Origin of the sequence: Mycobacterium sp., from assembly GCF_052144515.1 — a bacterium.
Lineage (GTDB): Bacteria > Actinomycetota > Actinomycetes > Mycobacteriales > Mycobacteriaceae > Mycobacterium.
Genome location: NZ_JBKQQD010000558.1, coordinates 19,305 through 32,265 on the forward strand (window position 1 = coordinate 19,305; position 12,961 = coordinate 32,265).

A 12,961-nucleotide genomic window follows, 5' to 3' on the forward strand; every position below is an offset into this window, starting at 1 on the left:
ATCCTATTGCGGAAGCGCCTGCCCGCGCGTCTCGGGTGCCAACGGAATGATGAACAGCCCGATGACGAAAGCCACCGCCGTCAGCGCAACCGGCAAGCCCAACGTATGCGTGTGCAGCACCGCGGCACCCAGCAAGAAGTTCACGCCCGCGCCGACAAAACGGCCGAAAGACGTGCAGAACGCAAACGCCGTCGCGCGCACACGCGTCTCGAACTGCTCGGGCAGCCAGAGGCTGAAGAGCGCGAAGTTGCCGCCGAAGAAACCGAGCACGAAAAGCCACGCGATGAACGGCGCGAGCCCGTTGGGCAGATAGAACGCCCAGCCAAAGCTGCCGGCAATCGAGATCGCCATCCCCGCAAAATAAATCGCGAGCGTCTTTCTGCGACCGACGCGTTCGGCAATCAACGGCAAGACCAGACACCCCAGTATGGTGCCGATCGACAACAGGCCGGTGGCCCACGATGCGGTTTTGGTCGCGCCGCTCTTATCTAGACCTGCCTTCTGCGCCAACTGAATCACGGCGGACGGCTCATAGACGGCGCCCGCCCATAAACCCAGGATCGCGACTGTTACCAGCGCGCAAGCCACCCAGGTGCGGCGCCGGTAGCGCGGCCCGAGGATTTCGCGCAGCGGCTTCACGCGGGCCTTGCCGTCCGCCGCCTCGGCCTCCTGCCACTTCTCGGTTTCCTTCACGCGCGTCAAGATCAGTATGGCGACCACGACCGGCACCGCGCCCGTCAGGAACATCGCGCGCCACCCAAAATGCACGCCGACTGTGTAATTCAGCGCCGCCGCCAGAAAGAAGCCGGCGTAGTAGCCGGTCTGCAAGTAGCCGGCACCCATCTTGCGCCGGTCCTCGGGCCACGCCTCGGCCACGTACGTCCCGGCGAGCGCCCACTCACCACCGATTCCAACACCCGCGATGAAGCGGAAAGTCGCTAACTCCCAGACGTTTTGGGCCGCGGCCGAAAGCCCGGTAAAGATGGCGAAAGTGAAGATGGTCGCGGCCAGCACCTTGGTCCGACCGAACCGGTCAGCAATCGGACCCCAGATGAACGACAGGCCCCAGCCCACCAGGAAAAGGGCAAACAGGATCGATCCCGCGAGCCCGACGCTGGACGTTGTCGCGGCAAAGCCCGAACGCGGTAACAGCTCGGTCAGCGCGGGCGTGAGCACCAGCGCGTAGATGAACGAATCCATCCCGTCGAGCGTCCAACCGGTCCATGCGCCCCAGAACCCGGCAATCTGCGACCGATTGAGCGGCGTGCGACGTCGCGTGGGCATGGCCCGCTCCCTCGATGAACTCATCGTGTGCCTTCGGTTGATCCGGTTCTACCATCGTTCCCAACTCGGATACCGCCGAGGCTGGATTTTTCACGGCTCAGCCGAAGGCCTCGCGAAGATCTTTCTTGATCACCTTTCCGAATTGATTGCGCGGCAGAGCATCCACGATCACGAGGCGCTCGGGGTGTTTGTAGCGGCTCAGTGCCCGCAATTGGCAATGCTGCACAAGGGATTCCAATGACACACCATCGACTGAAGCGGGAACCACCACGGCGCAGACGCGCTCGCCGGCGCTAGGATCGGGCACTCCGATGACCGCGACGTCAGCGACCGCGGGATGAGCGGCTAGCACATTTTCGACCTCGAGGGCCGAAACATTCTCCGCGTTGCGGATGATCGCATCCTTGATACGGCCTGTGACACGGACATTGCCATCCGCATCGACCATCCCGAGATCGCCCGTGCGTAGCCAGCCGCCCTTGTCGAACGCGTCCGCGTCAAGTGCGGCGTCGGCATAGCCGAGGAAGCACTGGGGTCCCTTGAGCCGCAGCTCACCTTCATGCCCGACGGGCAGTTCGTTGCCCAGGTTGTCGGCCACGCGGACGCTGACCCCCGGCACTGGCGGACCAACGGTGTAGTCAAGCACCTCCGGGGCAGCTGTAAAGGCCGGTGAGGTCGCGACGGGAAACTCGGTGAGGCCCCAGGAGTTGGCGATGCCGGCTACGCCGAGGGTTTCGCGGACCTGGCGTCCAAGTTCGGCGGTGACGGGTGCGCCTCCTGCCAGGCACGCGCGCAGGGATGGAAACAGCGCCCGATCGCCGTGGGCTCGCTGGGCTTCGAGGTATGCCACGAAAAACGGGGTTGCCGTGCCCAGGAACGTCGGGTTGTGCGCCGCGATGGCAATCGGTGTCGTGGCCGGATCGAACGCCTCGAACAGCACTAATCGCATGCCGGTCAGCAGTGCGGCGGCCAGCATCGCGGCCCCGCCGATATGGGCGACCGGAAACACAATCGGATTCACGTCGCTGCTAGTGGCACCGACCATGTCCAGCACGCCTGCGGAGCCGGCGATCACTGACGCGTCGGTATGGCGGATCCCTTTGGGGGCCGCGGTGGTCCCCGACGAGTAGTAGATCCATCGGGTGTCGCCGGTGGGTTCGGCAGGTACCGGGAGGCCATCGACGCTCGCGCCGGGCAGCCGGAGCTCACCGGCGACCGGGGGTGTCGCCAGGTCAACGGTGATGACCTCGAAGCCCTTATCCGCGGACAATGCGCGGGCAAGGCCGCCATGGTCGAATCCGCGCCAAAACTCGGGCACCACAAGGAATTCGGTGGCCAGCTGGGCGGTGATGAATCCGACCTCGTGTTCTCGCAGTATCGGGATGATCGGGTTTTGCGCCGCGCTGAGTCGAGCCAGCGCTGCCATGACAACCATGGTCTCGAGCGTCGTCGGCAGCTGCCAGGACACGACAGTCCCCGCCCCGATCCCACTTTTGGCGAAAGCTGCAGCCGTTGCGCAGGCAGCATCGTGGAGCTGCCGTGCGGTTAGGCTGCGACCGTGGTCATCGGCGACCAGCCGGCGGTTCGGTTCGCGTCGTGCGGCGTCGGCGATCAACGTCCAGAACGTCCTACCGTCCGACACGCTTGGGATCCTCAACCAGCGGGCGGTGGACGAAATCCAGAGTGCGCGATCGACACAGACAGCGCACTGCCGACTGGACCCTTGTGGTCTACGACAACGGCTGAACCGTTGGCCACCCCGTCGTAGCTGTAGTGCGTAAGCGCGGCGAGCCCGATGTGGGGCCCTTCGGGCAGTCGGCTCAGCGTCAGGGTGTAGTCCACGTTGATGAACTGCAACGCCTCTGTGCCCCAGTTGGCGATTGCGGCCGTGACGTCAGCACACATCGCCGCACGGGTGAAAGGGGTCAGAGGTTCGTCGCCGATCAACGGCCGCGTTTCGTGCAACCACGTGTATTTCGGTCCGGATGTGTCCCAATCGGGATCGGGATTTTGAACCGCACCGCCCCAGCCATAGGTCCTCAGGAAAAGCGTCGGGTTCGTGCCGTCAAGCTCGATGGGCAGCGGGGGCATCGGCACGGGTTGTGACCACACCTTCCCGTCGGGCTGGGGGCCTCGCCGCAAAAACAGTGCACTCGCCCGCGCCACGGGCTCGCCACGCTGTGTCAGAACCGCTTCGACGAGCAGTAATCGACGCCGCTCATGTTGCACCCGGGTGTGCACCTCGACCGGTTCCAGCGCAGCCGGCGCAGGGAGGTCAACACTCAGCCGGGCCGGATGCAGCTGTGGGTCATCGACCGTCCGCTCGACCGCCCGGGCCAACAGGCCGCCGACAACGTGGCCGCTCATCGATGGACCCCATCCTCCGCGAGCGACTCTGGTTGGCACATAGCGGCTTTGGTCGCGGAAGAAGTACGGCGACGACCCCGCCAGATCGACGTCGTCCGACACCACTTTCGGCTCGGTCACTGGGTGACCGCCGGGCGCACAGAGGCGACTTTCATGGAATTTCTCCTTTGCAGCTAACGAACCGTAGATATTACAGTATCCCTTCCAGTCACTCGGTGTTCGACTTCATGCAACCCAATGACCCGCCCGTCTTCCGAATGGCCGTCCGCCGTTTACCTACTGGTTGTAGATCGCCGCCGCAAACGGGGCGTACGCTCTGGCGGCCGAGCCGGTCAAGCGACGATACTTGCGCCATCACCAAACCTAGGTGTTAGCCCTACCCGCACATGGCATCGCGATATTGTGCAGCCTGTTGGCGGGGCCTATCGCACAGCGTTGAGGAGGACAAGTGAGCCCATCAGAGACGGCTGCTGAAAACGCCGGTCGGCCGGAAATCCATCTCTCCCAGCTGCTGCGCGCCCCGGTGCTCGCCCGGTCGGGCGAGGAAGTGGGCCGGGTCGAGGACGTGATCGTACGCCTGCGCGGCAACGATGAGTACCCGTTGGTGACCGGGATTGTCGCCGGGGTTGGCGGGCGGCGGGTGTTTATCGGCAGCAAATCCATTGAGGAGTACCTTGCTGACCGAGTTGTGCTGGCCAAGAACAAGGTTGACCTTCGTGGTTTCGAACGCCGCGACGGTGAGGTGCTGCTGCGCACCGATGTGTTGGGCCACCGGATGATCGATGTTGCCGCCGTGGAGTTGGTGCGCGCCTACGACGTCGAGCTCGAAGATTCCGGCGCCGGGTGGGTGGTAGCGCGGCTGGACACTCGCCGCCCACCAAAATTGTTCGGGCTGATCAAGCAATCTGGCGGCCATGCGGCCCGCGATTGGAAGGCATTTGAACCGCTGATCGGCCACGCTCGCTCCGATGCCGTGCGGCGTCTGTCGGACCGATTCGGTGAGTTCAAAGCCGCCGAAATCGCTGATCTTCTCGAGGAAGCGGACAAGGCCGAGGGCGGTGAAATCCTCGACCGCGTGCACAGCGACCCGGAACTCGAAGCAGACGTCTTCGAAGAACTCGACCCAGAAAAGGCCACCCGGCTGCTCAATGGCATGCCCGATGACGAGGTGGCCGCTCTGCTAGGCCGAATGCGCGCCGACGATGCCGCCGATGCGATCGCAGACCTACGCCAATCGCGGCGCCGGCGCGTGCTGGAGCTGATGCCGGCCCCGCAGCGCACCAAGGTGATCACCCTGATGGGGTTCAATCCCGAGAGCGCCGGCGGGCTGATGAACCTAGACTTCGTCTCCTGTGCCGCCACCGCAACCGCGGGCTCGGCGCTGGCCCTGATCGCCGCCGCGCACAGCATACAAGCGGAGGCACTGATCAAGGTGCACGTGATCGATCAGGGTAGGCATCTCGCCGGTGTGGTGTCGGTCATCACCCTGTTGCAGGCCGAAGCCAGTGAAAGCGTTGGGGCGCTGATGGATTCCGACCCGGTGTGCGTGAGTGCCGATGCCGACCTGACCGACATCGCCCTGTTGATGGCCGACTTCAACCTCTACTCCATTCCCGTCGTCGACGAGCAGGACCGCGTGCTCGGCGTGGTCACCGTCGACGATGTGTTGGAGGCCACCATCCCCGAGGACTGGCGCCGCCGCGAACCCGCCCCTCGTCCGGTCCGCGAAATCACCCAATCCGACGACATCAACGCGCCGGTGCCGGGAGGTGAGACTCCGTGACCTCGAGCGCGGACAAAACCACCAGCTCAGGGGCGCCGGCCGATCGCACCGAAGGGGCCGCGCCTCAGCGCAGCGCCGTGCTCGACACCGCGCACCTGGGTGACATCGAGGGCGCGTTCGGGCGCATCAGCGTCGGCGACACCGAGACTGCCCGCACGCTGAAGACCCGACTGCTGACCCTGCTGGCCATCGTCGGTCCTGGGATCATCGTGATGGTCGGCGATAACGATGCCGGCGGGGTGGCCACCTACGCCCAGGCTGGCCAGAACTACGGCTACTCGCTGCTGTGGGTGCTGCTGTTGCTAGTCCCAGTGCTTATCGTCAACCAGGAGATGGTGGTCCGGCTGGGCGCGGTCACCGGGGTCGGGCACGCCCGATTGATCAACGAACGCTTCGGCCGTGGCTGGGGCTGGTTTTCCGTAGGCGACCTGTTCCTGCTGAACTTCCTGACGATCGTCACCGAGTTCATCGGAATCACACTGGCCGCCGAGTACATGGGCGTCTCCAAATACGTTGTGGTGCCGATCTCGGCTGTGGCGCTGGTCGCGATTATGGCAAGCGGCAGCTTTCGCCGGTGGGAGCGCGCCATGTTCGTCTTCATTGCCGTCAGCCTGTTGCAGATCCCGATGCTGCTGATGTCGCACCCGCAGTGGGGCAACGCGGCGAAGTCGTTTGTCGTGCCAAGCATCTCGGGTGGGATGAGCTCGGACGCGGTGCTGCTGATCATCGCCATTGTCGGAACGACCGTGGCACCCTGGCAGTTGTTTTTTCAGCAGTCCAACGTCGTCGACAAACGCATCACCCCCCGTTTCATGGGCTACGAACGCGCCGACACCGTGCTGGGTGCCCTCGTCGTGATAGTCGGCGCCGCCGCGCTGCTCATGACCGGCAATTGGGCGGCGCGCTCCACCAACACCGTGGGTAACTTCACCGACGCCGGGGCCATCGCACACCTGCTCGGCCAGCACAGCGCGGCTCTCGGCTCGGTATTTGCGATCGTGCTGATCGACGCCTCGATCCTCGGCGCAGCCGCGGTGACGCTGGCCACCAGCTACGCCTTCGGTGATGTGTTCGGCCTGAAGCACTCGCTGCACCGCGGGTTCGCCGACGCCAAACAGTTTTACCTCTCCTACACCGCAATGGTGGTGTTGGCCGCGGCCATCGTACTGATCCCCGGCGCCCCGCTGGGGTTGATCACCACCGCCGTACAGGCCCTTGCCGGTCTGCTCTTACCCAGCGCCAGCGTGTTTCTACTGCTGTTGTGCAATGACCGGGAAGTGTTGGGGCCCTGGGTCAATCGGACCTGGCTCAACTGGGTCGCCGGGCTGATCGTCGGCACCCTGCTGCTGCTGTCGGGGATCCTGATGGCCACCACCTTGTTCCGTCACCTCAACGTCATCGCGCTCACCGGCTACCTGGCCCTGGCCCTAGTCATATTCGCCGCCGCCGCGGTACTAGCGCTGCGCTGGTTGGCCCGCCGCCAACCCACACCACCCCCCGTAAAACCCTCGGCGCGCCCCGTCGACCGCACCACCTGGCGGATGCCCCCCTTGACATTGCTCGAGCCGGTCACCTGGTCATCTGGCACCCGACTCGGCATGATCGCTCTGCGCGGCTATTTGATCGTCGGAGCTCTGCTACTGGTGGTCAAAGCCATCCAGGTCAGCCGCGGATAGCCCCGGGTCGGCCAGGACGCCAAAGGCCCGGGTTAATCGCCGATGCGCGTAAATGTTTCGTCGACATCAACGCTTACCTCGCAAGACGCAGACCCGGTCTCGTCCAGATGACCGTGCCCGGTGAGCAGCGTGATGGGATCGTGTGCTGGTTGAGGCAGCGGGTATTGGGCAGTGATTTTCACACCGACCTGGCCGCCGCAGTTCGGGGCGTCTTCGTCGTGCTCGACGTGCAAGTTCCAGTTCCCGGCGCCGAATACCAGTGGTGTGTCGAACGATCCCGAGTGGAAATAGCTCATGCATCGATCGCCGGTGCGGAGACAGTCGGTAATGACGGCCGGGCCGTCCTGACTCGGTGGCGCGCCGTTCGCGAACTTTCGTGTCATGTGGTAACGGCCGTGTAGCGCTTCGGCCGGCGATGCCACCCGCGGCGGTAAGCTGCCCGGGTCGGGCAGGCTGTTGACATCGACGTCTCCGGTGCGGGTGAAGGTCACCGTTCGTTTTTCGGCGCAGGCATTGGCGGCAGCCCCGCGGTAGTTGCCGGTGAAGGTGCCGTCGGGACGCGGTTCCAGCGTGAACACCTGCCAGATTTCGTCAGGAGCGTCTCGGCACTTGTCCGACACGAGAGTTACGCCCACCCAGCGTCCGCCTACCTGGTCGAATATCGTGCTCGACGCGAGCCTCATCTCGCCGCTGAGGCGTGCCGCGGTTGCCACGCACCCGGCGGGGCGACACACCGAGCGGACGGCATAGGTGTCCGTTAGCGGCTTCTCACCCGCAACCACGGCACCGTCGAGCTTGGTGGCCGGCCCGAAGCGGACCTGGTAGACGCCGGTGAAGGGGCCCGTGTTGGGTGTCGGGGTAGTGCCGCCTAGGGTGCGCGGCGTGGCGCCCGGATGGTGATGCTGAGTGAGCTTCACCACCGCGAAAACACCACCAGCGATCAGCAACGCGATACCGAGCAGGGCACCGACCAGCACGCGAGGGCGCCGTGGCTTGGTGAGGGGTGGTGCCGTCCGCGTTGGCAGTGCGGGTGCCGTGACGTCCAGCGACGGTTGGGTGTCGGGGAACGGAATCGCACCGGCGTAGGCAAAACCCTGATTCGGCTGCTGGGCCAGGTGCGTGGCGAATTCGGCACAGCCGCCAAACCGCCGGGACGGCTCTTTGGCCATCGCGGTGGCAAACACCGCATCCAGACCCGCCAATTCGGGGCGACGCGCGCCGATCGAGGGCGGCGGGGCGTTGACATGGCGGCTGATCACCACCGCCGGATTGGAGTCCTCAAACGGCGCCACCCCGGCCAACAAATGAAAAGCGGTGCAGGCCAACGCATATTGATCGGCCCGCCCATCGATGGACTCACCCCTCAACTGCTCGGGCGCCGCGTAATTCACCGTGCCCACCGTCATGTTCGTCGCCGTCAGCCCCGCCGCGTCATCGATGCTGCGCGCGATGCCGAAATCAGCCAAAAACGCCCGCCGCTCTTGCCCATCGGGATCGGCCAACAGAATGTTGGCCGGCTTGACGTCGCGGTGCAACAACCCTCGATGATGGGCGTAATCCAGCGCCGAGCCCACCGCGGCGATGATCGGGGCCACCTCCTCTAGGGGCATCCCGCCCGGATAGTGCTCGCGCAAGAAGCGGCCCGCGTCGGTGCCGGCCACATAGTCCATCGAAATCCAGAACTGGCCGTCCTCTTCCCCGCGGTCATGAATGCCCACGATATTGGGATGCGACAGACCCGCCGCCAGTTCCGCCTCGCGCAGAAATCGCGCCCGAAACTCCGCATCGGCGGTCAAGTCCGCCGGCAACACCTTCAGCGCGTCCTGGCGCGGCAACCGGGGATGCGACGCCAAATACACACTGCCCATCCCACCCGTGCCCAGCACCCGCACGATCGTGTATCCAGCGAACACCTGGCCACGCTCAAGCGACATGGGCAAATCGTAAATCCTCTCAGTACAGCGGCACCTGCATTTCGGCCTAATGACCACCGACAGCAAACACTAAACGGCTCGGCATCAAACGGGAGGTCACGCACTCCCCGCTACACTCGGCGCTAATCGCCAGTGCGCGTGAATGTTTCGTCGAAATCCAGACTCAGCGCACACGGCGCCGACTGATCATGGTGACCGCGTCCGGTCAGCAGTGTGATCGGATTCTGTGGTGGTTGAGGCAGCGGATAGGTGCCGACGTCTTTCACGTGCGTAGTGGCGTCGGACTGCGGGCACTGACCGTCGGCGTCGATCTGCCAGTTCCAGTTGCCCGCGCCGAACACCAGCGGTACGTAGCCCGATGGGTCGCGCAAGTAGCTCATGCATCGATCGCCGGTGCGTAAACAGTCGGTGGTGGCCGCCGCGGTCGACAGCCCTTGCGGGGCCCCGTTGGCGAAGGTCCGGGTGGTGCGATAGCTACCGTGGAGCGCTTCGGCGGGCGACACCACCCGCGCTGGTTGGCCGGCCGGGTCGGCGACCCTGTTGTCGTCGACACCTCCGGTGCGGGTCAGCGTCGCGGTCCGCTTGTCGGCGCAGCCTTTGGCCGCAGTCGCGGTGTATTCGCCGCTGAGGGTGCCGTCGGGACGTGGTTGCAGCGTGAACACCTGCCAGAATTCGGTGGAACCGTCTCGGCACTGGTCCGACCCGAGGGCTACTGCCACCCAATGCCCGCCGATCTCGTCGAACACCATGGTCGGCACCGCTACGGGTGGTCCGCTCAGGCGTGACGCCGTTGCCACGCATCCGGTGGAGCGACACACGGAGCGCAGGCCATAGGTGGCGGTTAACGCCGGCGCCGCATTCGGATCCGCGGTCTCATCGCGAGCGACGATCGGACCGAAATCGGTCCGGTATGTGCCCGTCAAGGGGCCCGCGTTGGTGGCCGAATCATCGTGCCCGACGAGCTTCACGACTGCGAACACGCCACCGGCGATCAGCAGCGCGATGCCCACCAGGGCGCCGATCAGCACACTGGAGCGCCGTCGGCGCTTCCCATGAGGTGGCGTCGGCGGCGGAGGCGGGGTCGGTGCAGTGGCGCCAAGCGCGAGTCGGGTGGGCTGGGTGTACACGGACGGTGCGCTGTGGTGCTGGCGCAGTTGTTCGGCGAATTCCCGGCAGCTGCCAAACCGGTCGGAAGGCTCTTTGGCCATCGCTGTGGCGAACACCGGATCCAGCCCGGCCAACTCGGGACGGCGCGCACCGATCGACGGCGGCGGGGAGCTGACATGGTGGGTGATCACCACTGCCGGATTGGAAGAACCATAGGGCGGCACACCGGCCAACATGTGAAAAGCGGTGCAGGCCAACGCATACTGGTCGGCACGTCCGTCGACCGCCTCAGCCTTCAACTGCTCGGGGGCCGCATAGGCCACCGTGCCCACTGCCATCTTGGTTGCGGTCAGCCCCGCCGCATCATCGATGTGGCGTGCGATGCCGAAATCAGCCAGAAAAACGCGGCGGCGATCTTGCTCATCGGGATCGGTCAACAAAATGTTGGCCGGCTTGACGTCGCGGTGCAGCAACCCTCGATGATGCGCATAATCGAGTGCCGAGGCGAGTGCGGTAATGATCGGCACCACCTCGTTGACAGGCATTCCGCGCGAGTAGTTCTCACGCAAGAGTCGGGCCAGATCGGTGCCGGCGACGTAATCCATCGAAATCCAAAACCGGCCATCCTCTTCCCCGCGGTCATGAATTCCCACGATGTGCGGATGCGACAAACCGGCGGCCAACTCAGCTTCGCGCGCGAACCGCGCCCGGAACTCTGGATCGGCGGTCAGTTCCGGCGGCAACACCTTCAGTGCATCCTCGCGTGGCAACCGCGGATGCACCGCGAGATACACCCTGCCCATCCCGCCGGCGCCCAGCACCCGCAGGATCGTGTATCCGGCGAACACCTGACCAACCTCAAGCGCCATTGCCAAATCGTAGGTGCGAACTCGCTGGCGCCCACCACAAAGCAACGGCAAATCGGCACACACATGTTTCGCAAGACCGCGGTGCTTATTCCCGCTCTTGGCTGATAGCAGCTGACTTTGAGTACCCGCTCCTTCGATACCGCGTTTGGCCCTGTCTTCTGAGCTGCGACGGTGCCAGCTCGCCCACGCCAAGTCACAGATTCGCAGCGTTTGAGGCACACTCGCATGTTTCCGAGTACGCGGGGTTACCCATCCCGAAGGTGCCGAACGGCGCCATACGACGGGCCTACATACCGGTCAAAGGATTTGCAGGAGCGCGGCACAGCGGATTCATAGGCAGACTATTTAGCTTGTAAATATATCGGGGCGTTGTTCCACGTGCTCACTAGTAGATAGGTGAACGACCATGAAACTAAAGCAACTGGTTGCGGGGGCGACCATCGCCGGCGCTTTGGGCGCAGCGGCAATGGGCATGGGCGCCGGTTTCGCAAATGCCGCTCCAGGCTCGCCATCGCCGGCTCCGGCCAGCGGCCATGGCGCGCCGGCGTCGCCTGGAGGCTTCCACGCGAAAGGACCCGGCGACCCGGGCGGACCCGGTGGCCCGGGCGGACCTGGGCCGGGCGGACCCGGACCGGCCGGACCCGGGCCGAGCGGACCCCCGGGCGGACACGGCGACCCCGGCGGACCCCCGCCGGGCGGACACGGTGGCGCCGGCGGACCCGGCGACCAGCACGGCGGCCCGGGCGGACCTCCGGGCGCACCTGGCCGACCTGGCGACCCTGGTCACCCGGGCGGCCCCCCGGGCGCGCCTGGTGGGCCATGGCATGGGGACGCGCAGCGTGGCTACTTCCACGGGGCCCCGTGGGGCGACGGACCCGCACCTTGGGGACCGGGAGCACCACCGCGGCCGGACTGGGGTAGGCCGCTCCCGCCGCCTGGGGGGCAATGGGTAGGTGGCCCGATCAACTACTGGGGCTACCAGGAAACGCCCATGTGGAATCCCGGGTTCAATCAGTGGGGCTTCGACTTCTTCGGGGTTTGGATTCCCCTGTAAGAAGCCTGTTCACACGACACCCGCTTCGCCAGTTGGCGAGGCGGGTGTCGTGTTTCCAGGAGCATGCGGCACAGTGCAGCGACACGCCTTAGACTTCTCGCGTGAAGCTGCGAGCAACTGCCGAGAGTTTGCGAGGCATTGGTGAAATCGTTGTGAACGCATGGTGTTTCGTTGCCGTCGCGGTGTTGACCGTTGGCTGTGGATCGGCACGGGCGGCCGGCCCGCACACCATCACGTTGACGCTGGTGCGGCACGCCCAATCGGCCGCCAACGCGTCGGGATTGATCGATACCTCGACCCCCGGTCCGGAACTCACGCCCAAGGGATGGTGTCAGGCGACGATCGCGGCCACCCAACTGGCCCCCAACCACTACGACGGCATCTACGCGTCGAGCTTGATCCGCACCCAGGAGACGGCGACGCTGACGGCGCAGGCGCTGGGCGAACCCGTCACCGTGTTGCCCGGGTTGCGGGAGATCGAGGCTGGCCAGTACGAAGGCACACCCGAGGCTGACATTCGGCAGACCTACTTCGTCGCCCCGCGGCAATGGCTGCAGGGTGACCGCAGCGCGCGGATCCCGGGCTCGGTGGACGGCAACGAATTCGAGGGGCGGTTCAACGAGGCCGTCCAACGCATTTACGACAGCGGCGAACAGAACCCGCTCGCGTTTTCGCATAGCGCGGCGATCATGGTCTGGGTGCTGATGAATGTGCATAATCCCGACCCGTCACTGCTGAGCACCAAGCCGCTTCCGAACGTCGGCCGCGTGGTGCTCACCGGAAACCCTTCTGACGGCTGGACATTGACCGAATGGGACGCCGATCCCCCGCCGTGCTGATCTCACTGTAGACGTCATCGACCGCAAGAAACGTTCCGGTACAACAGG

At 65.1% G+C, this 12,961-nt stretch carries 9 protein-coding genes; 4 read left to right on the top strand and 5 right to left on the bottom strand.

Annotated elements, in window-relative coordinates; all coding sequences use genetic code 11:
- Positions 1-3: 3 nt before the first annotated feature.
- The 3 genes from ACLP9N_RS38080 to ACLP9N_RS38090 form a co-directional block, all read right to left on the bottom strand.
- Positions 4-1,284, bottom strand: a complete 1,281-nt coding sequence (locus ACLP9N_RS38080) for an MFS transporter (protein WP_442412236.1) — start codon at positions 1,282-1,284, stop codon at positions 4-6.
- Positions 1,285-1,381: 97 nt separating this feature from the next.
- Entirely contained in the window at positions 1,382-2,935 is a 1,554-nt protein-coding gene (locus ACLP9N_RS38085; protein WP_442412254.1) for a class I adenylate-forming enzyme family protein, read from the bottom strand.
- Between the two features lie 2 nt (positions 2,936-2,937).
- The gene (locus ACLP9N_RS38090; RefSeq protein ID WP_442412237.1) at positions 2,938-3,771 is read right to left on the bottom strand and encodes a thioesterase family protein; all 834 of its coding nucleotides are present in this window, start codon (positions 3,769-3,771) and stop codon (positions 2,938-2,940) included.
- Positions 3,772-4,144: 373 nt separating this feature from the next.
- Here ACLP9N_RS38090 and ACLP9N_RS38095 point away from each other — a divergent pair, with 373 nt between their 5' ends.
- Both ACLP9N_RS38095 and ACLP9N_RS38100 read left to right on the top strand, forming a co-directional pair.
- Complete coding sequence (locus ACLP9N_RS38095; RefSeq protein ID WP_442412255.1) at positions 4,145-5,434, top strand: magnesium transporter MgtE N-terminal domain-containing protein; 1,290 nt, start codon at positions 4,145-4,147, stop codon at positions 5,432-5,434.
- A 77-nt stretch (positions 5,435-5,511) separates the two neighbouring features.
- Positions 5,512-7,110, top strand: a complete 1,599-nt coding sequence (locus tag ACLP9N_RS38100; RefSeq protein ID WP_442412256.1) for an Nramp family divalent metal transporter — start codon at positions 5,512-5,514, stop codon at positions 7,108-7,110.
- 32 nt (positions 7,111-7,142) lie between these two features.
- Here the strand turns inward: ACLP9N_RS38100 and ACLP9N_RS38105 are convergent, their stop codons facing one another.
- Together ACLP9N_RS38105 and ACLP9N_RS38110 are read right to left on the bottom strand one after the other, a co-directional pair.
- A complete protein-coding gene (locus ACLP9N_RS38105; protein WP_442412238.1) occupies positions 7,143-9,044 on the bottom strand; it encodes a serine/threonine-protein kinase in 1,902 nt (633 codons plus the stop codon).
- A 122-nt stretch (positions 9,045-9,166) separates the two neighbouring features.
- Entirely contained in the window at positions 9,167-11,020 is a 1,854-nt protein-coding gene (locus tag ACLP9N_RS38110; RefSeq protein ID WP_442412239.1) for a serine/threonine-protein kinase, read from the bottom strand.
- Between the two features lie 406 nt (positions 11,021-11,426).
- Between ACLP9N_RS38110 and ACLP9N_RS38115 the strand changes: the two genes are divergently transcribed.
- Together ACLP9N_RS38115 and ACLP9N_RS38120 are read left to right on the top strand one after the other, a co-directional pair.
- Positions 11,427-12,074, top strand: coding sequence for a chitin-binding protein (locus ACLP9N_RS38115; RefSeq protein WP_442412240.1), 648 nt, complete (start codon positions 11,427-11,429; stop codon positions 12,072-12,074).
- Positions 12,075-12,220: 146 nt separating this feature from the next.
- Complete coding sequence (locus ACLP9N_RS38120) at positions 12,221-12,913, top strand: histidine phosphatase family protein (protein WP_442412257.1); 693 nt, start codon at positions 12,221-12,223, stop codon at positions 12,911-12,913.
- Positions 12,914-12,961 lie beyond the last annotated feature (48 nt).

Excerpts from the sequence above, each read along its gene's own strand:
- ACLP9N_RS38110 (WP_442412239.1), bottom strand. The coding sequence starts at position 11,020 with ATGGCGCTTGAGGTTGGTCAGGTGTTCGCCGGATACACGATCCTGCGG.
- ACLP9N_RS38080 (WP_442412236.1), bottom strand. The coding sequence starts at position 1,284 with ATGCCCACGCGACGTCGCACGCCGCTCAATCGGTCGCAGATTGCCGGG.
- ACLP9N_RS38105 (WP_442412238.1), bottom strand. The coding sequence starts at position 9,044 with ATGTCGCTTGAGCGTGGCCAGGTGTTCGCTGGATACACGATCGTGCGG.
- ACLP9N_RS38115 (WP_442412240.1), top strand. The coding sequence starts at position 11,427 with ATGAAACTAAAGCAACTGGTTGCGGGGGCGACCATCGCCGGCGCTTTG.